The sequence below is a fragment of the Pseudomonas sp. RG1 genome (assembly GCF_025910115.1).
GTDB classification, from domain to species: Bacteria; Pseudomonadota; Gammaproteobacteria; order Pseudomonadales; family Pseudomonadaceae; genus Aquipseudomonas; species Aquipseudomonas atacamensis.
On record NZ_JAPCIK010000009.1, the window covers coordinates 1 to 22,326 of the forward strand.

At 61.4% G+C, this 22,326-nt stretch carries 19 protein-coding genes; 16 read left to right on the top strand and 3 right to left on the bottom strand.

Annotated features, from left to right (window positions below):
* Positions 1–273 precede the first annotated feature (273 nt).
* The 13 genes from OK411_RS06215 to OK411_RS06275 all read left to right on the top strand — a co-directional run bounded on the left by OK411_RS06215 (position 274) and on the right by OK411_RS06275 (position 15,329).
* The gene (locus OK411_RS06215) at positions 274–1,896 is read left to right on the top strand and encodes a methyl-accepting chemotaxis protein (protein ID WP_024011735.1); all 1,623 of its coding nucleotides are present in this window, start codon (positions 274–276) and stop codon (positions 1,894–1,896) included.
* Complete coding sequence (locus OK411_RS06220; RefSeq protein ID WP_264364582.1) at positions 1,896–2,432, top strand: chemotaxis protein CheW; 537 nt, start codon at positions 1,896–1,898, stop codon at positions 2,430–2,432. Before OK411_RS06215 ends, OK411_RS06220 begins: the two co-directional genes overlap by 1 nt.
* Complete coding sequence (locus OK411_RS06225) at positions 2,429–3,703, top strand: CheR family methyltransferase (RefSeq protein WP_264364583.1); 1,275 nt, start codon at positions 2,429–2,431, stop codon at positions 3,701–3,703. Before OK411_RS06220 ends, OK411_RS06225 begins: the two co-directional genes overlap by 4 nt.
* Positions 3,700–4,383: a chemotaxis protein CheW gene (locus OK411_RS06230; protein ID WP_130926503.1), complete on the top strand. Its 684-nt coding sequence runs from the start codon at positions 3,700–3,702 to the stop codon at positions 4,381–4,383. The genes OK411_RS06225 and OK411_RS06230 overlap by 4 nt, the downstream gene beginning before the upstream one ends.
* Positions 4,380–6,650, top strand: a complete 2,271-nt coding sequence (locus tag OK411_RS06235) for a hybrid sensor histidine kinase/response regulator (RefSeq protein ID WP_264364584.1) — start codon at positions 4,380–4,382, stop codon at positions 6,648–6,650. The genes OK411_RS06230 and OK411_RS06235 overlap by 4 nt, the downstream gene beginning before the upstream one ends.
* Positions 6,647–7,657 carry a chemotaxis response regulator protein-glutamate methylesterase gene (locus OK411_RS06240; RefSeq protein ID WP_016771508.1) on the top strand — a complete coding sequence of 337 codons (1,011 nt, stop codon included), beginning with the start codon at positions 6,647–6,649 and terminating at the stop codon, positions 7,655–7,657. Before OK411_RS06235 ends, OK411_RS06240 begins: the two co-directional genes overlap by 4 nt.
* Before the next feature lie 48 nt (positions 7,658–7,705).
* A complete protein-coding gene (locus tag OK411_RS06245) occupies positions 7,706–8,707 on the top strand; it encodes a response regulator (RefSeq protein ID WP_264364585.1) in 1,002 nt (333 codons plus the stop codon).
* 307 nt (positions 8,708–9,014) lie between these two features.
* Positions 9,015–10,110, top strand: a protein-coding gene (gene prfB, locus OK411_RS06250) for a peptide chain release factor 2 (protein ID WP_099758102.1) whose coding sequence is annotated in 2 segments (ribosomal slippage) — positions 9,015–9,086 and positions 9,088–10,110 — 1,095 coding nt in all. Because the reading frame shifts where the segments join, the coding sequence is not laid out codon by codon here.
* Between the two features lie 79 nt (positions 10,111–10,189).
* Positions 10,190–11,692: a lysine--tRNA ligase gene (gene lysS, locus OK411_RS06255; protein ID WP_024011743.1), complete on the top strand. Its 1,503-nt coding sequence runs from the start codon at positions 10,190–10,192 to the stop codon at positions 11,690–11,692.
* A 105-nt stretch (positions 11,693–11,797) separates the two neighbouring features.
* Positions 11,798–12,511 (top strand): TetR/AcrR family transcriptional regulator, encoded by a 714-nt coding sequence (locus OK411_RS06260; RefSeq protein WP_264364586.1) that lies wholly within the window; start codon positions 11,798–11,800, stop codon positions 12,509–12,511.
* Positions 12,512–12,697: 186 nt separating this feature from the next.
* A complete protein-coding gene (locus OK411_RS06265) occupies positions 12,698–13,948 on the top strand; it encodes a flavohemoglobin expression-modulating QEGLA motif protein (protein WP_166554750.1) in 1,251 nt (416 codons plus the stop codon).
* A 149-nt stretch (positions 13,949–14,097) separates the two neighbouring features.
* Positions 14,098–15,003: an alpha/beta hydrolase gene (locus tag OK411_RS06270; protein WP_264364587.1), complete on the top strand. Its 906-nt coding sequence runs from the start codon at positions 14,098–14,100 to the stop codon at positions 15,001–15,003.
* The gene (locus tag OK411_RS06275) at positions 15,000–15,329 is read left to right on the top strand and encodes a hypothetical protein (protein WP_024011745.1); all 330 of its coding nucleotides are present in this window, start codon (positions 15,000–15,002) and stop codon (positions 15,327–15,329) included. Before OK411_RS06270 ends, OK411_RS06275 begins: the two co-directional genes overlap by 4 nt.
* 235 nt (positions 15,330–15,564) lie before the next feature.
* Here the strand turns inward: OK411_RS06275 and OK411_RS06280 are convergent, their stop codons facing one another.
* From OK411_RS06280 to OK411_RS06290, 3 genes are all read right to left on the bottom strand, one after another.
* Positions 15,565–16,353, bottom strand: a complete 789-nt coding sequence (locus OK411_RS06280; protein ID WP_024011746.1) for an OmpA family protein — start codon at positions 16,351–16,353, stop codon at positions 15,565–15,567.
* A gap of 55 nt (positions 16,354–16,408) precedes the next feature.
* Positions 16,409–16,813, bottom strand: coding sequence for a DUF4398 domain-containing protein (locus OK411_RS06285; protein WP_024011747.1), 405 nt, complete (start codon positions 16,811–16,813; stop codon positions 16,409–16,411).
* 367 nt (positions 16,814–17,180) lie between these two features.
* Positions 17,181–17,525 (bottom strand): hypothetical protein, encoded by a 345-nt coding sequence (locus tag OK411_RS06290; RefSeq protein ID WP_016771500.1) that lies wholly within the window; start codon positions 17,523–17,525, stop codon positions 17,181–17,183.
* 213 nt (positions 17,526–17,738) lie between these two features.
* On the opposite strand from OK411_RS06290, the gene ppc reads away from it, so the two are divergent.
* From ppc to tsaB, 3 genes are all read left to right on the top strand, one after another.
* Positions 17,739–20,369, top strand: a complete 2,631-nt coding sequence (gene ppc, locus OK411_RS06295; protein WP_264364588.1) for a phosphoenolpyruvate carboxylase — start codon at positions 17,739–17,741, stop codon at positions 20,367–20,369.
* Positions 20,370–20,669: 300 nt separating this feature from the next.
* The gene (gene adk, locus OK411_RS06300; protein ID WP_016771498.1) at positions 20,670–21,320 is read left to right on the top strand and encodes an adenylate kinase; all 651 of its coding nucleotides are present in this window, start codon (positions 20,670–20,672) and stop codon (positions 21,318–21,320) included.
* Positions 21,321–21,415: 95 nt separating this feature from the next.
* Positions 21,416–22,090 (top strand): tRNA (adenosine(37)-N6)-threonylcarbamoyltransferase complex dimerization subunit type 1 TsaB, encoded by a 675-nt coding sequence (gene tsaB, locus OK411_RS06305; protein WP_217879394.1) that lies wholly within the window; start codon positions 21,416–21,418, stop codon positions 22,088–22,090.
* Positions 22,091–22,326 lie beyond the last annotated feature (236 nt).

Here is a 22,326-nt window from a genome sequence, read left to right on the forward strand (position 1 = left end):
GCGTCAGATGTGTATAAGAGACAGGTACTGCGCAACTTCTTGCGCACTTGGCTGCAGGGCTTGCGCCGCTTGGGCTGCAGAGGATTTAGGCCCTGAAATATTACGACCAACTGCGCAACTTCTTGCGCAGTTGGGCATTTGCCGGGACCGCGGTGTTGCCTTCGCGAGCAGGCTCGCTCCCACAGGGACAGTGCTGCCAGCGAAAGCGTCTTATAAATGAAACACCGCGCTCGGCTATACTCCCCGCATTTCGATCAGGCACGAGGATTCACTGTGAAGAACTGGACGTTGCGCCAACGCATTTTGGCGAGCTTTGCGGTGATTATCGCCATCATGCTGTTGATGGTGGTGCTGTCCTACTCGCGGTTGTTGAAAATCGAGGCCAGTGAAAACAGCGTGCGCGACGATGCCATCCCCGGCGTCTATTACAGCTCGATGATTCGCGGCGCTTGGGTTGACAGTTATTTGCAGACCCAGGAGCTGCTCGGCCTCAAGGATGGCCAAGGCGTTTCCAGTGAAGACGCTGCCGACTACAAGGCGTTCGAGGCGCGTCTGCAAGAGCAGATGGCCAACTATCGCAAGACCATGGCCACCGATGAAGACCGTTCCGAATTCGCCCTGTTCGAGAAGTACCACGATACCTACATGCAGATTCAGGATGCCGTGCTGGACCTGCACAAGCGCAATCTGGAAGCCGATGCCATCAAGCTGTTCAACGAGAAGCTGACCCCGGCGTGGTACACCGGGCGCATGAAGCTCAACGACATCATTGGCGAGAACAAAGTTGTTGCCGATACCGCCATGGCCAACATCGACGACGCGGTGGCAACGGCCAAAGTCAGCATGGTCATTTCCCTGCTGGTTGCGGTGCTGGCCGCCGGCCTCTGTGGTCTGCTGTTGATGCGCGCGATCATGGCGCCGATGAACCGCATCGTGACCATCCTCGACATCATGCGCACCGGCGATCTGAGTTCGCGCCTGAACCTTGATCGCAAGGACGAATTCGGCGCGGTCGAAACCGGCTTCAACGACATGATGACCGAGCTGACGTCGCTGGTATCCCAGGCCCAGCGCTCCTCGGTGCAGGTGACCACCTCGGTGACCGAAATCGCTGCCACGTCCAAGCAGCAACAGGCCACCGCCACCGAAACCGCAGCGACCACCACCGAAATCGGCGCAACCTCCCGCGAGATTGCTGCGACATCGCGGGATCTGGTGCGCACCATGACCGAAGTGTCCACCGCTGCCGATCAGGCCTCGGTGCTCGCCGGCTCCGGCCAGCAAGGCCTGGCGCGCATGGAAGACACCATGCACTCGGTCATGGGCGCGGCGGATCTGGTCAACGCCAAACTGGCGATCCTCAACGAGAAGGCCGGCAACATCAATCAGGTGGTGGTGACCATCGTCAAAGTGGCTGACCAGACCAACCTGCTGTCGCTCAATGCAGCGATCGAAGCCGAGAAGGCCGGCGAGTACGGTCGCGGTTTTGCCGTGGTCGCCACCGAAGTCCGGCGTCTGGCCGATCAGACCGCCGTGGCCACCTACGACATCGAACAGATGGTTCGCGAGATCCAGTCGGCGGTGTCGGCCGGAGTGATGGGCATGGACAAGTTTTCCGAAGAAGTGCGCCGCGGCATGTCGGAAGTGCAGCAGGTCGGCGAGCAGCTGTCGCAGATCATCCATCAGGTGCAGGCGCTGGCGCCACGGGTGCTGATGGTCAACGAAGGCATGCAGGCCCAGGCCACTGGCGCCGAGCAGATCAACCATGCGCTGGTGCAGTTGGGCGATGCCAGCAGCCAGACCGTCGAATCGCTGCGTCAGGCCAGTTTCGCCATCGACGAACTGAGCCAGGTGGCCGTCGGCCTGCGCAGCGGCGTTTCGCGATTCAAAGTCTGATGAGCGAAATCATCGCCAAGCGTGGCGCCGCGCCAGTGGCGAAGCAGGCGCTGTTTCTGCTGTTTCGCATCGGCAGCGAACGCTACGCCCTGCGTGCCACCGAAGTGGCCGAAGTGCTGCCGCGCCTGCCGTTGAAGCCGGTTGCCCGGGCGCCGCATTGGGTGGCCGGGGTGTTCGCCTATCGCGGGGCGGTGGTGCCGGTGATCGACCTCAGTGCGCTGACTTTTGGCCAGCCCGCCGAGGCGCGCACCAGCACGCGGCTGGTGCTGGTCAATTATCAGCCGGAGCAAGCGCAAGCAGCGCAATGGCTCGGGCTGATCCTCGAACAGGCCACCGACACGCTGCGCTGTCATCCGGACGATTTCCAGCCCTACGGCCTCGACAACCGCGAGGCGCCGTACCTCGGCCCGGTGCGCGAAGATGCGCAGGGATTGCTGCAATGGGTGCGGGTCAATGACTTGCTCGATGACGCCGTGCGCGGTTTGCTGTTCCCCGATCCGCCGCGTGATCCGGCGCAGCTTGAGGCGCAGCCATGAGTGGTGATCAGCGCTTTTTCGATTTCCTCAAGGAACGCATCGGCCTCGATGTCGCTTCGGTGGGCGCGGCGATCATCGAGCGTGCCGTGCGCCAGCGCACGACGTTGTCCCAAGCCGCCCACGCCGACGAATATTGGCAGCTGTTGCAAGGCTCGCGGGATGAACAGCAGGCGCTGATCGAAGCGGTGATCGTTCCGGAAACATGGTTTTTCCGTTACCCGGAATCCTTCGCCACCTTGGGCAAACTGGCCCGTCAGCGTCTCGCCGAGCTGAACAACATGCGCGCGTTGCGCATCCTCAGCCTGCCGTGCTCGACCGGCGAAGAACCCTATTCGATCGCCATGGCCCTGCTTGATGCCGGGCTCAAGCCGCATCAGTTCAAGGTCGATGGCATGGACATCAGCCCGTTGTCGGTGGACAAGGCGCGCCGTGCTGTTTACGGCAAGAACTCGTTTCGCGGGCAGGATCTGCAATTTCGCGATCGGCATTTCATGCCTGAGCAGGACGGCCACCGGGTCAACGAATACGTTCGCGAGCAGGTGCGCTGGCAGGTCGGCAATGTCCTCGATCCGACGCTGTTGGCGAGCGAGCCAGCCTTCGATTTCGTGTTCTGCCGCAACCTGCTGATCTACTTCGACCAGTCGACGCAAAAGCAGGTGTTCGAAGTGCTCAAACGCCTGACTCATGTCGACGGCGTGCTGTTTATCGGCCCGGCGGAGGGCAGTCTGCTCGGGCGTTTGGGCATGCGTTCGATCGGCATCCCGCAATCCTTCGCTTTCAGCCGCCATAGCGAGCCGCACCCGGAACCGCTGCCGATGCCCAAACCGGTCGCCGTGCCGGTCAGCCAACCACTGCGCAGCGCGCCGCCGCCAGCGCCAGTGCGCAATCGGCCGTTCGCTGCCGTGACGGCTTTGCCGGTGACGAAAAAAACTGCCGACCCGGACGCCGCAACACTGCTGGCGCAGATTGCTGCACTGGCCAACGAAGGCAAAAGCGCCGAGGCCCGCGCCGCGTGCGAACACTATCTGCGCAGCCATGAACCCGTGGCGCAGGTGTTCTATTGGCTGGGCCTGCTCAGCGATGTCGCCGGCCTGAGCCTCGAGGCCCAGGGTTTTTATCGCAAGGCTTTGTACCTTGAACCGCAACACCCCGAAGCGCTGATGCACCTGGCCGCGTTGCTACAGGCTCAGGGCGACACGGCGGGTGCCCGACGATTGCAGGAGCGCGCCGCCCGCAGCGGGCGCACCGCCGACAGTGAGCGTAAACGATGAGCGCGTCCGACACCTTGAACGTTACCCACGAAGACGCCCGCGCCATCGACGATTGCTGGAACCGCATCGGCATTCATGGCGACAAGTCCTGCCCGTTGCTGGAAGAGCACATTCATTGCCGCAACTGCTCGGTGTATTCCGCCGCCGCCACACGCCTGCTCGACCGCTATTCGTTGCAGCAGGACCAGCGCGAAGCAGTGGTCAGCAAAGTCGAAATCGACGTCAAGACCCGCTCGCTGCTGATGTTTCGCCTCGGCGAGGAATGGCTCGGACTGGCCACGCGCACGCTTGTCGAAGTTGCGCCGTTGCAGGCGATACATTCGCTGCCGCACCAGCGCTCGCGGGCCTTGCTCGGCGTGGCCAATGTCCGTGGCGCCTTGGTCGCGTGCCTGTCGCTGGTGGAACTGCTTGACCTCGACGGCAGCGTTGCGCCGGTCAGCGGCGGGCGAGTCATGCCGCGCATGCTGATCATCGCTGCCCATGGCGGGCCGGTGGTGGTGCCGGTGGACGAGGTCGACGGCATTCATGCCATCGACGAACGCATCCTCGATGCTGCTTCACAGTCCGGTGCGCAGGCCAGTGCCAAGTACACCCGTGGCGTTCTGCAATATCGCGGTCGCAGCCTGCGCTGGCTGGACGAAGAACAGTTGTTGTCCGCCGTGACCCGGAGCCTGACATGACCCCCGAGCAAATGCGCGACGCCTCTCTGCTCGAACTGTTCAGCCTCGAAGCCGAGGCCCAGACTCAAGTGCTCAGCGCCGGGCTGCTGGCGCTGGAACGCAATCCAACCCAGGCCGATCAACTGGAGTCGTGCATGCGCGCGGCGCACTCCCTCAAAGGTGCGGCGCGCATTGTTGGTATCGACAGCGGCGTCAGCGTCGCCCACGTCATGGAAGATTGCCTGGTCAGCGCCCAGGAAGGGCGTTTGTTGCTGCGTCCCGAGCACATCGATGCATTGTTGCAGGGCACCGACCTGCTGATGCGCATCGCCACGCCGGCCAATGCGCCGCAACCTGCGGACATTGAAGTCTACGTGGCGCTGATGGGACGTTTGCTCGATCCGTCGGCGCCAGCCGCTGTGGTTGCCACGCCGCCGATGGCCGAGTTGTCGATCGAGCCAGCGCCAACAGCGACAGCGCCGATCATGGACGAGCCCGCCGAGCCGACTCCGCGCAAAAACAAACGCACCACCGAGGGCGGCGAGCGCGTCTTGCGCGTTACCGCCGAGCGCCTGAACAGCCTGCTCGATCTGTCGAGCAAATCGCTGGTGGAAACCCAGCGTCTCAAGCCGCACCTGGCGACCATGCAGCGCCTCAAACGCATGCAGAACAACGGCCTGCGCGCACTGGAAAATCTCAATGTGCACCTGAAGGAGCATGCGCTGAGCCTGGAAGCGCTCGAGTCGCTGGAAGATGCGCGACGTTTGCTCGCCGAGTCGCAGCAACTGCTCAGCGAGAAAAACGCCGAACTCGACGAATTCGCCTGGCAGGCCAGTCAGCGCGCGCAAGTGCTCTATGACACCGCGCTGGCCTGTCGCATGCGCCCGTTCGCCGACGTGTTGAGCGGGCAGGCGCGCATGGTTCGCGACCTCGGGCGCAGCCTTGGCAAACAAGTGCGCCTGGAGATCGAAGGCGAGAAAACCCAGGTCGATCGCGACGTGCTGGAAAAGCTTGAAGCACCGCTGACTCATCTGCTGCGCAACGCCGTCGATCACGGCATCGAATCCTCGGAACAACGCCTGCTCAAGGGCAAGCCGGAAGAGGGCCTGATCCGCCTGCGCGCTTCCCACCAAGCCGGTTTGCTGGTGCTGGAATTGAGCGATGACGGCGGTGGCGTCGATCTTGAGAAAGTCCGCCGCAGCATCGTCGAACGGCAGTTATCCCCAGCCGAAACCGCAGCGCAATTGAGCGAAGAGGAACTGCTGACCTTCCTGTTTCTGCCGGGCTTCAGCCTGCGCGACAAGGTTACCGAAGTGTCCGGGCGCGGCGTCGGTCTCGACGCTGTTCAGCACATGGTTCGCCAGTTGCGTGGGGCCGTGGTGCTGGAGCAGACGGCGGGCGAGGGCAGTCGTTTCCATCTGGAGGTGCCGTTGACGCTTTCGGTGGTACGCAGCCTCGTGGTGGAAGTCGGCGAAGAGGCTTACGCATTTCCGTTGGCGCACATTGAACGCATGTGCGATCTGGCCCCCGAAGACATCGTGCAGGTCGAAGGACGCCAGCATTTCTGGCACGAAGGCCAGCATGTCGGGCTGGTTGCGGCCAGCCAGTTGCTCAATCGCCCGGCCAGTCAGAACGATGGCGCTACCCTGAAAGTCGTGGTGATCCGCGAGCGCGAGGCGATTTACGGGGTGGCTGTCGAGCGCTTCGTGGGTGAGCGCACGCTGGTGGTGTTGCCGCTGGACGAGCGTCTGGGCAAGGTTCAGGATATTTCCGCCGGGGCCTTGCTCGATGATGGTTCGGTGGTGCTGATCGTCGATGTCGAAGACATGCTGCGTTCGGTGGACAAGCTGCTCAACACCGGGCGCCTGGAGCGCATTGCCCGACACGGCAATCAAGCTGCCGAAGCGGCGCGCAAACGGGTACTGGTGGTCGACGATTCGCTGACCGTGCGCGAGCTGCAACGCAAACTGCTGCTCAATCGTGGCTACGACGTCGCAGTGGCGGTGGACGGCATGGACGGCTGGAATGCGCTGCGTTCGGAGAACTTCGATCTGCTGATCACCGACATCGACATGCCGCGCATGGACGGCATCGAGCTGGTCACGCTGCTGCGCCGCGACAACCGTCTGCAATCGCTGCCGGTGATGGTCGTGTCGTACAAGGATCGCGAAGAAGACCGCCGCCGTGGACTGGATGCCGGCGCCGACTATTATCTGGCCAAAGCCAGTTTTCATGACGACGCCCTGCTCGATGCAGTGGTCGAGCTCATCGGAGGAGCGCGGACATGAGGATCGCAATCGTCAACGACATGCCCCTGGCGGTGGAGGCTCTGCGCCGGGCGTTGGCCTTCGAGCCGGCGCATCAGGTGATCTGGGTCGCCAGCAACGGCGCCGAGGCGGTGCAACGCTGCGCCGAGTGCACGCCAGACCTGATTTTGATGGATCTGATCATGCCGATCATGGACGGCGTCGAAGCCACGCGGCGGATCATGGCCGAAACGCCGTGCGCGATTGTCATCGTCACCGTGGATCGTCAACAGAACGTGCACCGCGTGTTCGAGGCCATGGGCCACGGCGCGCTGGACGTGGTCGACACGCCGGCGATCGGCGCCGGCAATGCCCAGGAAGCGGCGGCGCCGTTGTTGCGCAAGATCCTCAACATCGGCTGGCTGATCGGCGACAAGGCGCCACGTGCGCGCCCGGCGCCGAGTTCGCCGCGCAGTTCGCCGTCACGTCAGCGGCTAGTGGCGATCGGTTCGTCTGCCGGTGGGCCGGCGGCGCTGGAAGTGTTGCTCAAAGGCCTGCCGAAGGATTTTCCCGCCGCGATCGTGCTGGTGCAGCATGTCGATCAGGTGTTCGCCGCCGGCATGGCCGAATGGCTGGCCAGCGCCAGCGGCCTCGATGTGCGTCTGGCCCGTGAAGGCGAGCCGCCGCAAAGTGGTGCGGTGCTGCTGGCCGGGACCAATCACCATATTCGCCTGTTGAAAAACGGCACGCTGGCCTACACCGCCGAACCGGTCAACGAGATCTATCGCCCCTCGATTGACGTGTTTTTCGAGAGCGTCGCCAGTTACTGGAACGGTGACGCGGTCGGGGTTTTATTGACCGGGATGGGGCGCGATGGCGCGCAAGGGCTTAAGCTCATGCGCCAGCAGGGTTATTTGACCATTGCGCAGGATCAGCACAGCAGTGCGGTGTACGGCATGCCCAAGGCTGCCGCGGCGATTGATGCCGCGGTGGAAATCCGCCCGCTGGAAAAGATAGCGCCACGATTGCTGGAGATTTTCCCCAAATGAACAGGTTGATCGGCAATCCAGGCCCCCGCAGTACTCAGGTGACCGCTCATGAATGATTTACAGATCGACGACATTAAAACCGACGAAAACGCCGCCATGGTGTTGTTGGTGGATGATCAGGCGATGATCGGCGAAGCGGTGCGCCGTGGGCTGTCGAATCAGGAAAACATCGACTTCCACTTCTGCTCCGACCCGCAGCAGGCCATCGCCCAGGCGGTGCGGATCAAGCCGACGGTGATCCTCCAGGACCTGGTGATGCCCGGCCTCGATGGCCTGAGCCTGGTGCGCGAATACCGCAATCACCCGGCGACCAAGGACATCCCGATCATCGTCCTCTCGACCAAGGAAGACCCGCTGATCAAAAGCGCGGCGTTTTCCGCTGGCGCCAACGACTATCTGGTGAAACTGCCGGATACCATCGAACTGGTCGCGCGCATTCGCTACCACTCGCGTTCCTACATGACATTGCTCCAGCGCGACGCCGCTTACCGTGCGTTGCGAGTCAGCCAGCAGCAGTTGCTCGACACCAACCTGGTGCTGCAACGGCTGATGAATTCCGATGGCCTGACCGGGCTGTCCAACCGCCGGCACTTCGACGAGTACCTGGAACTGGAGTGGCGCCGTTCGCTGCGTGATCAGACGCAGCTGTCGTTACTGATGATCGACGTCGATTACTTCAAATCTTACAACGACAGTTTTGGCCACGTTGAAGGCGATGAAGCGTTGCGCAAGGTCGCCGCAGCCATCCGTGACGCCAGCTCGCGGCCATCGGACCTGCCGGCGCGTTATGGCGGCGAGGAGTTTGTGCTGGTCCTGCCAAACACTTCGCCGGGCGGCGCGCGGCTGTTGGCCGAAAAACTGCGCCAGACCGTGGCGGCGTTGAAAATTCCGCACAACACGCCGGCCGAGGGCTCCAGTCTGACCATCAGCATTGGTCTGGCGACCATGGTGCCCCAGGCGGGGAGTGATTGCCGGCTGCTGATCTCGGCGGCGGATCGCGGCTTGTATCTGGCCAAGAAAAATGGGCGCAATCAGGTCGGGATCGAGTAACGGCCGTTGCCCTCACCCCAGCCCTCTCCCGGAGGGAGAGGGGGCCGACCGAGGTGTCTCGGGCCAGACATCGACCTGAGAGATCGCAGCGATTATGGATCTTCAGGCTTGGCGATCACGGATTCGGTGAAGCCATTCTATTCGGCGTATGTTTCAAATATCCCCCGATCGGTCCCCTCTCCCTCCGGGAGAGGGCTAGGGTGAGGGCAGCAATCTCGGCCCATTCACCGCCAGACGGGCTGCCGCGACAGCCTGTTTACGTTATACTCGCCGGCTTTCAAAAGTTCGCCAACGAGTGCTGCCCGTCATGGAAATCAACCCGATCCTGAACACCATCAAGGACCTGTCCGAGCGCTCCGAAACTATTCGGGGGTATCTTTGACTACGATCAAAAGCATGAGCGTCTGACCGAGGTCAACCGCGAGCTTGAAGATCCGAGTGTCTGGAACAAACCTGAATACGCCCAGGAGCTGGGCCGCGAGCGTGCCGCGCTGGCGCAGATCGTCGACACCCTCGACGAACTGAACGGCGGTCTGGCCGATTGCCGCGACCTGCTGGACATGGCCGTCGAAGAGAATGACGAAGGCGCAGTGGGCGATGTCGTCGCCGAGCTGGCCCGTCTCGAGGAAAATCTGGCCAAGCTGGAATTCCGCCGCATGTTCAGCCATGAAATGGACCCGAACAACGCCTACCTGGACATCCAGGCCGGTTCCGGCGGTACCGAAGCGCAGGACTGGGCCAACATCCTGCTGCGCATGTACCTGCGCTGGGCCGACAAACGCGGTTTCGATGCGACCATCATGGAACTGTCCGCCGGTGAAGTCGCCGGGATCAAGGGCGCGACCGTGCACATCAAGGGCGAATACGCCTTTGGCTGGCTGCGTACCGAGATCGGCGTGCACCGTCTGGTGCGCAAGAGCCCGTTCGACTCCGGCAACCGTCGTCACACCTCGTTCTCCGCTGTTTTCGTCTCGCCAGAGATCGATGACAAGGTGGAAATCGAAATCAACCCGGCAGACCTGCGGATCGACACCTATCGTTCCTCCGGTGCCGGTGGTCAGCACGTAAACACCACCGACTCGGCCGTACGTATCACCCACGTACCGACCAACACCGTGGTCAGCTGCCAGAACGAGCGTTCCCAGCACGCCAACAAGGACACCGCGATGAAAATGCTGCGGGCCAAGTTGTACGAGCAGGAAATGCAGAAGCGCAACGCCGCTTCGCAGGCGCTGGAAGACACCAAGTCGGATATCGGCTGGGGTCACCAGATTCGCTCTTACGTGCTCGATGCCTCGCGGATCAAGGATCTGCGTACCAACATCGAACGCAGCGATTGCGACAAGGTGCTCGATGGCGACATCGATGAGTACCTGGAAGCGAGCCTGAAATCCGGCCTGTAACACCCTCTGTGGGAGCGGGCTCGCCCGCGATCCCCAGCCGAAGGCTGGGGGCAACGAACCTGATGGAATACTTAAAGACATGAGCGACCTACAACTCGACCCGCAAGCCCTGCAACAGGAAGAAAACTCCCTGATCGCCCTGCGCAAGGAAAAGCTTGCTGCCGAGCGCGCCAAGGGCAATGCCTTCCCGAACGACTTCCGCCGCGACAACTACTGCGATGCCTTGCAGAAACAGTACGCGGACAAGACCAAGGAAGAGCTGGCAGAGGCTGCAATCCCGGTCAAGGTTGCCGGTCGCATCATGCTCAACCGTGGCTCGTTCATGGTGATCCAGGACATGACCGGGCGCATTCAGGTCTACGTCAACCGCAAGACACTGTCCGAAGAAACCCTGGCCGCGGTGAAAACCTGGGACATGGGCGACATCATTGCCGCCGAAGGCACCCTGGCGCGTTCCGGCAAAGGCGACCTGTACGTTGAAATGACCAACGTGCGCCTGCTGACCAAGTCGCTGCGCCCGCTGCCGGACAAGCACCACGGCCTGACCGACACCGAGCAGCGCTACCGCCAGCGTTACGTCGACCTGATCGTCAACGAAGACGTGCGCCAGACCTTCCGCGTGCGTTCGCAAGTGATCGCGCACATCCGCAGCTTCCTGATGAAGCGCGACTTCCTCGAAGTCGAAACGCCGATGCTGCAGACCATTCCCGGCGGCGCTGCAGCCAAGCCGTTCGAAACCCACCACAACGCGCTGGACATGGAAATGTTCCTGCGTATCGCCCCTGAGCTGTATCTGAAGCGTCTGGTGGTCGGTGGTTTCGAGAAAGTCTTCGAGATCAACCGCAACTTCCGTAACGAAGGCGTTTCGACTCGTCACAATCCTGAATTCACCATGTTGGAGTTCTATCAGGCGTACGCCGATTACGAAGACAACATGGACCTGACCGAAGAACTGTTCCGCGAGCTGGCGCAGCTGGTGCTGGGCAGCACCGACGTGCCGTACGGCGACAAAGTGTTCCACTTCGGCGAGCCGTTCGTGCGTCTGTCGGTGTTCGACTCGATCCTCAAGTACAACCCTGAGCTGACTGCCGATGATCTGAACGACATCGACAAGGCTCGCGCCATCGCCAAGAAGGCCGGCGCCAAGGTGCTGGGCTTCGAAGGTCTGGGCAAATTGCAGGTGATGATTTTCGAAGAACTGGTCGAGCACAAGCTGGAGCAGCCGCACTTCATCACGCAGTACCCGTTCGAAGTGTCGCCGCTGGCCCGTCGTAACGACGAGAACCCGAACGTCACCGACCGCTTCGAGCTGTTCATCGGTGGTCGTGAAATCGCCAACGCCTACTCCGAGTTGAACGACGCCGAAGACCAGGCCGAGCGCTTCATGGCGCAGGTGGCCGACAAGGACGCCGGCGACGACGAAGCCATGCACTACGACGCCGACTTCGTCCGTGCGCTGGAGTACGGCATGCCGCCAACCGCCGGCGAAGGTATCGGCATCGATCGTCTGGTGATGTTGCTCACCAACTCGCCGTCGATCCGCGATGTGATCCTGTTCCCGCACATGCGACCGCAAGCGTAAACGTTTCAGTTAAAAAGCCGCCTAAAACAGGCGGCTTTTTATTGCCTGTCTGGTACAAATGTATCAATTGGTTAATTTGGCATTAGTAGAGGAAGTGCTGTCGTGATGGGTGCATTAGCTCAAGAAGGTGCAGCGTGTATCGCCACTGCGGTCGCTGAAAGTGTTCAGTACCAGGGCCGCAAGGCCAGCCGACAGGGCAGTGAGCAGCGTCGCCAGGACATTCTCGACGCCGCGATGCGCATTGTCGTGCGCGACGGCGTGCGTGCCGTGCGCCATCGTGCGGTCGCGGCGGAGGCCGGCGTGCCGCTGTCGGCGACCACGTATTACTTCAAGGACATCGATGACCTGCTCACCGATACCTTCGCCCAATACGTTGAACGCAGCGCGGCGTACATGGCCAAGTTGTGGATCAATAACGAAGGTCTGCTGCGCGAAATGGTGGTCAGCGCCGACGGCAGCCCGGAGTCGCGCTCACAACTGGCCGATGACATCGCGCGGCTGATGGCCGATTACGTGCACCGGCAATTGATCAATCGGCGCGAGCATCTGATGGCCGAGCAGGCGTTCCGCCAGGAAGCGCTGCTCAACCCGCGTCTGGCCATTCTGGTGCGCTCGCACCAGCAGATTCTGCTGCAGGGCACCTGCCAGTTGTTCCAGGTACTGGGCTCGCGTGAACCGCAGCAGGATGCCAAGGTGTTGACGGCGATTATCGGGCGGATGGAATATCAGGGCCTGCTCAACGACGCCGAGCCTCTGGCCGAAGAGGACATGCTCGGGATTCTGACGCGGTATATGCACCTGGTGCTGGCGTCGGTCTAGCGTTTCACGCTACACGCTCGTGGGAGCGAGCCTGCTCGCGAAAGCACTCTGATATTCAACATCTGCGTTGTCTGACACAGTGCATTCGCGAGCAGGCTCGCTCCCACAGAGGCTTAAAGTCTGAGTTTCAGCACGTCACGTTTTCTACAGGAGTTTCGGGTGGACGATTACCAGCAGACGATACGCATGTTGTCCGATCGCATTGTGCTGGCGCAGACGCCGATCCGCGTGCTCGATGCGGTCAAGTGGGACGACAACGTGCGCAAGGGCTTCCTCAAGGCCAAGGGCAAGGAAATGCCGGCGGTGGATCGCGACTACTACCTCAACCGCCCGCTGTCGTTCGATTCGAGCCAGGTCAAACTGGAATTCCAGAACATCGAGCGCGACATCACCCGCCAGCTCGGCCAGTTCAACCCGGTCGGGCAGATCATGCGGCGCATGTGCAAGGAATACCGCATGGTGGTGCGCATGCTCGAAGCGCGCGGCACCGAGGATTTCGGTCTGATCTCGCAAGAGCTGTACGGCGCGGCGTCCGATGCCTTTCACGCCGGTGACCCGACATTGGCCGACCTCGGCCTGATGATGTCCGACTACCTGAACAACATCGACGGGCGCGGCGATCTGAAGGACGAGCCGAAGATCCTCACCGCCAAAGACGCGGTGCACCTGCTGCAAACCCGACTGAACAAGGTATTCGGTGAGGCCGAAGAGACGATTCGCGTGTTCGAGTCCGACGGCATCGTCGCCGACGCTGCGGCGGGCGCTGACTACATCAAGATCCGCACCGACGCGCTGTTCAACGACCGCGACGTGCGCGCACTGGAAGTCCACGAGGGCCTGGTGCATGTCGGCACCACGCTCAACGGTTTGAACCAGCCGATCTGCACCTTCCTGTCGAAAGGCCCGCCCTCGTCGACGGTGACCCAGGAAGGTCTGGCGATCCTGATGGAAATTATCACCTTCGCTTCTTACCCGAGTCGCCTGCGCAAACTGACCAACCGCACCCGTGCGATTCATATGGTGGAAGAGGGCGCCGACTTTTTGCAGATATACGAATTCTTCCGCGAGCAGGGTTTCGAGATGGCCGAAAGCTACGGCAATGCCAGCCGGGTGTTCCGTGGTTCGACGCCGACCGGTCTGCCATTCACCAAAGACTTGTCCTACCTCAAGGGCTTCATCATGGTTTACAACTACATTCAGTTGGCCGTGCGCAAGGGCAAGCTCGAGCAGATTCCGCTGTTGTTCTGTGGCAAGACCACACTGGAAGACATGCGTACCTTGCGGCAATTGGTGGATGAAGGGCTGGTGGTGCCGCCGAAATATCTGCCGGATCAGTTCCGTGACTTGAATGCGTTGTCGGCGTGGATGTGTTTCTCCAACTTCCTCAACCATTTGAGCCTGGACCGGATTGAGGCGGATTACTCCAATATCCTCTGATAGCTGATCGTTCCCACGCTCCGCGTGGGAATGCATCCCATGACGCTCCGCGTCACGGTGGACGCAGAGCGTCCATGGCGGCATTCCCACGCCGAGCGTGGGAACGATCCAACCGTATTTCAACCTGAAATTTCGCGAGGTTTCACCGGATGAGAATCCTCGGCATCCTTTGCCTGCTCTTGACCCTCGGTGGTTGCAGTTCGCTGCTGTTCTACCCGGAACCGGGCCAGCTCTTCACCCCGGACAAAGCCAAACTCGAATACCGCACCGTCACCCTGACCACCGCCGATGGCTTGAAGCTCAACGCCTGGTGGCTGCCGGCCAAACCTGGCGTCGAGGTCAAAGGCACGGTCCTGCATCTGCACGGCAACGGCGGCAATTTGCCGATGCATCTGGGCGGCAGCTGGTGGTTGCCGAAGAACGGCTATCAGGTCTTGTTGGTCGACTATCGCGGCTACGGTTTGTCCGAGGGCAAGCCGAGCCTGCCGGCGATCTATCAGGACATCGACGCCGCGTTCGCCTGGCTCGACAACGCGCCCGAGGTCAAAGGCAAACCGCTGGTGCTGCTCGGACAGAGTCTGGGCGGCGCGATGTCGGTGCATTGGCTGGCGCAGCACCCGGAGCGGCAAAAACAACTCAAGGCCCTGGTGCTGGATGGCGTGCCGGCCAGTTATCGCAGCGTCGGCCAATTCGCCCTCAGCACTTCGTGGCTGACCTGGCCATTGCAAGTGCCGCTGTCGTGGCTGGTGCCGGACGGCGACAGCGCAATCAACTCGATGGCGCAGCTGACCGGCGTGCCGAAGCTGATCTTCCATAGCATCGACGATCCGCTGGTGCCGATGGCCAACGGCATTCGCCTGTATCAGGCAGCGCCGCCGCCGCGTGTGTTGCAACTGACCCGTGGTGGTCATGTGCAAACCTTCGGCGACCCGGTGTGGCGTCAGGTCATGCTGCGCTATCTCGACGACCCCGAACACTTCGACGGCCTGCGCCGCCTCGGCGAAATCCCCAACTATCCGCCGCCCCCGAATTCCGAAGATGAGACCCCGCAATGACTGAAGAACGTAATGCCATCCCGCTGATCATCACCGGTATCTGCAGCATCCTCGGCACCGTCGGGGCGCTGTGGTACTACGGCTACCTGCATTTTGCCAAGCCGGAGGATGCGTTGCTGCTCAGCGAATTCACCATGCTCAAGACCGTGCCGGGCGAGGACTACAAAGTCTCGCTGACGCCTGCGCCGCAAGTGGCGCAGTGCATCGATGGCGTGCTGGTGCTGTTCGATACCGAACAGAAAGGCCTGACCGGGGTGCTGGTTAATGCGCAGAAGAAAGCCGTGCGGTGTATGGGTGAAGAGACCCCGCAGAAGCTGGAGGAGTGATTCTGCAGGTTCAGCCCTCACCCTAACCCTCTCCCAGAGGGAGAGGGGACTGACCGAGGTGTTTGTTTAAGCTAAGTCGACCTGATCCATTGCGCCGAACACAAGTTTTGAAAGCGACACAAATCGGCTCCCTCTCCCTTGGGAGAGGGCTGGGGTGAGGGGCTACGATGTCTGCTCCCACAAAAAAGCCCCGCCTGATCAGTTCAGGCGGGGCTTTTGCGTTACGGGGTGGAGCTTAGTTCGAGCTCACCGAAGAGCGCGGTGCTACTGGCTGGTTGTCGTTGGAAATGGTCACTTCCACACGACGGTTCATCGCACGGCCCGAGACGCTGCCGTTATCCGCTACCGGGTACTCCTTGCCATAACCCTGGGCAACGATGCGCGAAGGATCGACGCCCATCTTGATCAGAGCCATCTGCACGGAAGTCGCGCGGCGCTCGGACAGCGACTGGTTGTAGCTCGCGGTGCCGGTGCTGTCGGTGTAACCCTCGACGATCACTTTGCGATCCGGGTTTTCCTGAAGGAATTGCGCCAGTTTGTTGATGTTCACCAGGCCGCTGGATTTCAGATCAGCCTTGTTGGTGGCGAACAGCACGTCACCGAAAGTCACCAGCGTACCGCGATCAGTCTGCTTGGCGTTGAGGCTGTCCTGCAGCTGTTTGATCTGCTGGTCACGGGCATCCAGACGGGCCTGGGCACGTTGGGCTGCGGCGTTTTTCAGGTTGTTTTCAGCGGTGCGCAGAGCGATTGTCTGCTTGGCCACTTCGACGCGCTGGTTGGTCAGGTAAGCCAGTTGGTCGACCTTGGCGGCGTCTTCCTTGTCCAGATAAGCCTTGTCGGCCTTGTCCAGGTAATCGCTGGCGTCTTTGGTTTCCAGTGCCGCGACTTTGCTCGCCTGTGGGTTGGCCTGCAGGCCGGCGTAGTTGGTGCGCGCCTGTTCCAGGTTCGGGTTAGGCGGGGTGGAGCAGGCAGCCAGTGCAACGCTTGCGGCCAGAAGAGCGGGAATCATCAGTTGCTTACGCATAATTTGTCGTCCTTTCTATCGGTAAGAGTTTCAGCTTTGCGGTCGGGATGCGCGCTTACTGCACGGTGCGCTGGCTTTCCTGACGCAGTTCCTGAACACCTTTCTGGGAATCCTTCACAGCCTGTTCGGCCTTGGCGGCCTGAGCCTTGCGTTCAGCGACGCGAGCGTCCCATTCAGCCTGTTCGGACAGGCGACGGGCCTCGTCATACTTCTTGTCGTGCATGGCGATTTCAGCTTGTTTCAGCTTGTCCTGAGCCTGCTTCATTTCCACCGCAGCGAATTCGGTACCGCCAGCGCTGACGGCGCTGTTGACGGCCGATTGAGTGACGGCGTACTGCTCGGTCGGAGGATTACCGGCGCAACCGGCCAGTACGAAGCTGGTGCCGATGGCCAGAGCGGCCAGTTTCAGACCGCGCAGGTGGGAAAACGAGGTTTGGGTTTTCATGGTCTTCAACTCCATTAGGCATCTCCTGAAAATACAACTGAATCCATCCTGGCAGAGGAGGCGAAAGCATCGCTTGTAGACGCGAATTGAAACGCTCGTTCCAGGCGTGGTTACCTGTTCCGACCGGCGGCATTTTTGAAAAGTTCAGAAAAGATGGCCTATCGCCAAAAATTAAATTGACCGTTTGGACAAGGCTCTGGGACGGGAACTTTGGGGCTTTGGAGCGGTACGCGCGGGTGAGTTTTAAGGTGATATCAGGGGGTGATCAGTACCCTGTGGGAGCTGGCTTGCCAGCGATGAGGCCATCATGCTCAGCACATTTTTGACTGAACTGCCGCCATCGCGGGCAAGCCCGCTCCCACATTTTTCTCGGTGTCAGGAATCAGTGCTTCTGCTTGTTCTCAGCCGAGGACAAATCATGCAGATGCCGCCGCGACAACGCCAGAAAACGCGGCGTCGGGCCGACATCCTCATACAACGGATCACCTTCCTCATCAGTCGCCACCACCGTCGAACCCTTCACATACGGCAGGCTCGCTTCGAACTCCTCGAGCGCGGCGCCGATCAGTTCGCCGAGCAGTTCCTCGGGATGACGTTTGGGATACATCTCGGCAATTGCCGCCAGGCGCGCGGCGGCCTCGACGTCCAGATGAATCGTGTAGCCGGTGTCGGTCAGGCGACCTTTGGCGTTTTCTTCCCAATGCTGGGCGAGTTCACGAATTTTCATGATGACCTCATTTAGCGCCTGCTGATGGCAGGCCTGGGTGAGTGTCCGGCAGCGCCGGCGGCGGGCCGTCGTACGGCTTACTGTTGAGACTAGCTTTCGCCGGCAAGGTTTAAAGTCAATTCGTCGCCTGCTTGTAAGAAGCGGCGCAGAGCGGCACTCTCTGGCAAAGCATTCGTTTCTGCGCTGTCCCCGATTACCGCTGGAGAACTGCTGATGACCGATATTGATGCACGCTTGCGCGAAGATGTTCACCTGCTCGGAGAGCTGTTGGGCAACACCATTCGAGACCAGTACGGCGAGGCGTTCCTCGACAAGATCGAGCAGATTCGCAAAGGCGCCAAGGCCGACCGGCGCGGCTCGATGGACGCTGAACTGAGCGCCAGCCTCAATCAATTGAGTGAAGACGAATTGCTTCCGGTCGCGCGGGCATTCAACCAGTTTCTCAACCTGGCCAACATCGCCGAGCAATATCAGCTGATCCATCGCCGCGAGGAGTCGCAACCGGCGCCGTTCGAATCGCGGGTATTGCCGGAACTGCTCGCGCGCCTGCGCAGTGAAGGGCACAGCGCCGAATCTCTGGCCCGGCAACTGGCGCGGCTGGAAATCGAACTGGTTCTGACCGCGCACCCGACCGAAGTGGCGCGACGCACGTTGATCCAGAAGTACGACGCGATCGCCGCGCAACTCGCCGCGCAGGACCATCGCGACCTGACCAGCGCCGAGCGCGAGCAGATCCAGAGCAAACTGCAACGGCTGATCGCCGAAGCCTGGCACACCGAAGAAATCCGCCGCACCCGCCCGACGCCGGTCGATGAAGCCAAATGGGGCTTTGCGGTGATCGAGCATTCGTTGTGGCAGGCGATCCCCAACCATATGCGCAAGGCCGATCAGGCGCTGTTCGCCGCCACGGGCCTGCGCTTGCCGCTGGAAGCCGCGCCGATCCGCTTCGCCTCATGGATGGGCGGCGACCGTGACGGCAACCCCAATGTCACCGCCGCCGTCACTCGCGAAGTCTTGCTGCTGGCGCGCTGGATGGCCGCTGACTTGTACCTGCGCGACGTCGATCATCTGGCTGCCGAACTGTCGATGCAGCAGGCCAGCGATGCGCTGAAGGCCAAGGCCGGCGACAGCGCCGAACCTTATCGCGCAGTGCTCAAGCAACTGCGCGAACGTCTGCGCGCCACACGCAACTGGGCGCATGCCGCGTTGACCGCGCCGACCCCGGCCACCGCCGATGTGCTGCACGACAATCGCGACCTGCTCGAGCCTTTGCAGTTGTGTTTCAACTCGCTGCACGAGTGCGGCATGGGCGTCATCGCCGACGGGCCGTTGCTCGACTGCCTGCGTCGGGCGGTGACGTTCGGCCTGTTCCTGGTGCGCCTCGATGTGCGTCAGGATTCGACGCGGCACAGCTCGGCAATGACCGAAATCACCGATTACCTCGGCCTCGGCCGCTTCGAAGATTGGGATGAAGAACAGCGCATCAACTTCCTCACCGAGGAGCTGAGCAACCGTCGACCGTTGCTGCCCGCGCATTTCAAACCATCGGCGGATACCGCCGAAGTGCTCAACACCTGCAAGGAAATCGCCGCCGCGCCCGATGCGTCGCTGGGCTCCTACGTGATCTCCATGGCCGGCGCCGCTTCCGACGTGCTCGCGGTGCAACTGCTGCTCAAGGAATCCGGCGTTCTGCGGCCGATGCGCGTGGTGCCGCTGTTCGAAACCCTCGCCGACCTCGACAACGCCGGGCCGGTGATGGAGCGTCTGCTGCTGTTGCCGGGCTATCGCGCGCGTTTGCATGGCCCGCAGGAAGTGATGATCGGCTATTCCGACTCGGCCAAGGACGCCGGTACCACCGCTGCGGCGTGGGCGCAATATCGCGCGCAGGAACGACTGGTGGAAATCTGCCGTGAGCAGCAAGTCGAACTGCTGCTTTTCCACGGTCGCGGCGGCACCGTTGGCCGTGGCGGCGGTCCGGCGCACGCGGCGATTCTGTCGCAACCACCGGGTTCGGTGGCCGGGCGTTTCCGTACGACCGAACAGGGCGAAATGATTCGTTTCAAATTCGGCCTGCCGGACATCGCCGAGCAAAACCTCAATTTGTATCTGGCCGCCGTGCTCGAGGCGACCTTGCTGCCACCGCCGCCGCCGACTCCGGAATGGCGCCATTTGATGGACGAATTGGCGGCGGACGGTGTCAGCGCTTACCGCCAGGTGGTGCGGGAAAATCCGCAATTCGTTGAGTACTTCCGTCAGTCGACCCCAGAGCAGGAGCTGGGACGTTTGCCGCTCGGCAGTCGCCCGGCCAAACGCCGTGCCGGCGGTATCGAAAGCCTGCGGGCGATCCCGTGGATCTTCGGCTGGACTCAAACGCGACTGATGCTGCCGGCCTGGCTGGGCTGGGAGACAGCGCTGAGCAAGGCGCTGGAGCGCGGCGAGGGCGAGTTGCTCGGGCAGATGCGCGAACAGTGGCCGTTCTTCCGCACTCGTATCGACATGCTGGAAATGGTCTTGGCCAAGGCCGACGCGGATATTGCGCAGTCCTACGACGAACGTTTGGTCGAGGCTAATCTGCTGCCGTTGGGCGCGCAGTTACGCGACCTATTGTCGCAGGCATGCACCGTCGTGCTCGGTCTGACCGGGCAGTCCCAACTGCTGGCGCACAGCCCGGACACCCTCGAATTCATCCGCTTGCGCAACACCTACCTCGACCCGCTGCATCTATTGCAGGCGGAACTGTTGGCGCGTTCGCGGCAGCAGGATGTCGAGCAGGGCAGCCCGGTGGAACAGGCGCTGCTGGTGTCTGTGGCGGGGATTGCCGCCGGATTGCGCAATACCGGCTAAGGTTGCTGATCACCTCAGGCGGCATTCGCGACAAGGGTCGGATGCCGCTTCTCCTGCCGTAGGAAAGTGCCGCGAAGCGACAGTTATTGATGGGGTTGCGACTTGGGTTACCGCGTCGCGAGGTCACGGCGGGCGTTGGTTTCTCCGACTTTTGGCGTCTTGTGTGGGCGCAGCCTGCTGTGTATCTTGATCAGCCTTTGGCCGTTTGTGCGGCCACGACCCGTATTTTCAGGATCCGCCGGTTACGAGCGAATCCTTTGTTTTGTAAAGCTTTTATATAAAAAATTGAGGAGCACATCGATGCGCGTCATTCTGCTGGGAGCTCCCGGGGCCGGTAAAGGTACTCAGGCAAAGTTCATCACCGAGAAATTCGGCATTCCGCAAATCTCCACCGGCGACATGCTGCGTGCTGCGGTCAAGGCTGGCACTCCACTGGGCGTGCAAGCCAAGAGCATCATGGATGCCGGCGGCCTGGTGTCGGATGACCTGATCATCGCGCTGGTCAAGGACCGCATCGCTCAACCTGATTGCGCCAACGGTTTCCTGTTCGATGGCTTCCCGCGCACCATTCCGCAGGCTGAAGCACTGGTCACTGCCGGTGTCGAGTTGGATGCCGTGGTCGAGATCGCTGTTGAAGACGAAGAAATCGTCCAGCGCATCGCCGGTCGCCGTGTTCACGAAGCCAGCGGCCGCGTTTACCACATCGTCTACAACCCGCCGAAACTGGCTGGCAAGGACGACATCACCGGCGAAGAGCTGGTGCAGCGCAAGGACGACACCGAAGAAACCGTGCGTCATCGCCTGTCGGTCTACCACTCGCAGACCAAGCCTTTGGTGGAGTTCTATCAGAGCCTGTCCGCCAAAAACGCCGGCAAGCCGAAGTACAGCCACATTCCGGGCGTTGGTTCGGTTGATGCGATCACCGCCAAGGTGCTGGCTGCGCTGAGCTGAAAAGTCTGATCGGCTGCATCATCCACGGCCCGCTTGCGGGCCGTAGTTGTTTATACTGACGCACTTTTTTCCCCACCCCTGTTTTGGAAACATCGATGAGCACCTTGCTGGCCCTGGACACCGCGACTGAAGCTTGCTCCGTTGCCTTGCTGCATGACGGCGAGGTCACGAGCCATTACGAGGTGATCCCGCGTCTGCATGCGCAGAAGCTGCTGCCGATGATCCAGCAATTGCTTGCCGATGCCGGCACCACGTTGCAAGCGGTCGACGCGATTGCCTTCGGCCGTGGCCCGGGTGCGTTCACCGGTGTGCGCATTGCCATCGGTGTGGTGCAGGGTTTGGCCTTTGCTCTGGATCGTCCGGTATTGCCGGTATCCAACCTTGCCGTGCTCGCCCAGCGTGCCTTTCGTGAACGTGGCGTAAGCCAGGTGGCAGCCGCCATCGATGCGCGGATGGATGAAGTGTATTGGGGCTGCTACCGCGAGACGGCGGGGGAGATGCGTCTGGTTGGTGCCGAAGCCGTTCTACCACCGGAAGTCGCCGCGCTGCCGGCTGACGCCAATGGCGATTGGTTCGGTGCCGGTACCGGTTGGGGCTACGGCGAGCGCATTGCGGTCAATCTGAGCGGCTCCGATGCGGGCATGCTGCCCCACGCCGAAGACCTGTTGACCCTGGCGCGTTTCGCCTGGGAGCGCGGTGAGGCGATCCCGGCAGATGACGCCCAGCCGGTCTACCTGCGCGATAAAGTCGCCACCCCCAAAGCCCGCTGACAGACACTTTCTCCTGTGGGAGCGAGCCTGCTCGCGAAGGCTTCTGGTCAGTCAATGCATATGTTGAATGTGCTGGACTCGGCGGGAGCGGGCCCGCTCCCACAGGTTCATTGGTCACATACAAATATCGCCAATCGTCAGTTTCTTCCCCCTCCCTTAAAACCTTTTGCGCTTTCTGTGTTCTAGTTATCACTCGGCGGTTTGCTAAGTCGGTCAAGTGCCGCTAAATTGCCATC

Coding starts and splice junctions, on each gene's coding strand:
- OK411_RS06220 (WP_264364582.1), top strand. CDS start 1,896: ATGAGCGAAATCATCGCCAAGCGTGGCGCCGCGCCAGTGGCGAAGCAG.
- OK411_RS06225 (WP_264364583.1), top strand. CDS start 2,429: ATGAGTGGTGATCAGCGCTTTTTCGATTTCCTCAAGGAACGCATCGGC.
- OK411_RS06230 (WP_130926503.1), top strand. CDS start 3,700: ATGAGCGCGTCCGACACCTTGAACGTTACCCACGAAGACGCCCGCGCC.
- OK411_RS06235 (WP_264364584.1), top strand. CDS start 4,380: ATGACCCCCGAGCAAATGCGCGACGCCTCTCTGCTCGAACTGTTCAGC.
- OK411_RS06240 (WP_016771508.1), top strand. CDS start 6,647: ATGAGGATCGCAATCGTCAACGACATGCCCCTGGCGGTGGAGGCTCTG.
- OK411_RS06245 (WP_264364585.1), top strand. CDS start 7,706: ATGAATGATTTACAGATCGACGACATTAAAACCGACGAAAACGCCGCC.
- lysS (WP_024011743.1), top strand. CDS start 10,190: ATGAGCGACCTACAACTCGACCCGCAAGCCCTGCAACAGGAAGAAAAC.
- OK411_RS06260 (WP_264364586.1), top strand. CDS start 11,798: ATGGGTGCATTAGCTCAAGAAGGTGCAGCGTGTATCGCCACTGCGGTC.
- OK411_RS06265 (WP_166554750.1), top strand. CDS start 12,698: ATGTTGTCCGATCGCATTGTGCTGGCGCAGACGCCGATCCGCGTGCTC.
- OK411_RS06270 (WP_264364587.1), top strand. CDS start 14,098: ATGAGAATCCTCGGCATCCTTTGCCTGCTCTTGACCCTCGGTGGTTGC.
- OK411_RS06275 (WP_024011745.1), top strand. CDS start 15,000: ATGACTGAAGAACGTAATGCCATCCCGCTGATCATCACCGGTATCTGC.
- OK411_RS06280 (WP_024011746.1), bottom strand. CDS start 16,353: ATGCGTAAGCAACTGATGATTCCCGCTCTTCTGGCCGCAAGCGTTGCA.
- OK411_RS06285 (WP_024011747.1), bottom strand. CDS start 16,813: ATGGAGTTGAAGACCATGAAAACCCAAACCTCGTTTTCCCACCTGCGC.
- OK411_RS06290 (WP_016771500.1), bottom strand. CDS start 17,525: ATGAAAATTCGTGAACTCGCCCAGCATTGGGAAGAAAACGCCAAAGGT.
- ppc (WP_264364588.1), top strand. CDS start 17,739: ATGACCGATATTGATGCACGCTTGCGCGAAGATGTTCACCTGCTCGGA.
- adk (WP_016771498.1), top strand. CDS start 20,670: ATGCGCGTCATTCTGCTGGGAGCTCCCGGGGCCGGTAAAGGTACTCAG.
- tsaB (WP_217879394.1), top strand. CDS start 21,416: ATGAGCACCTTGCTGGCCCTGGACACCGCGACTGAAGCTTGCTCCGTT.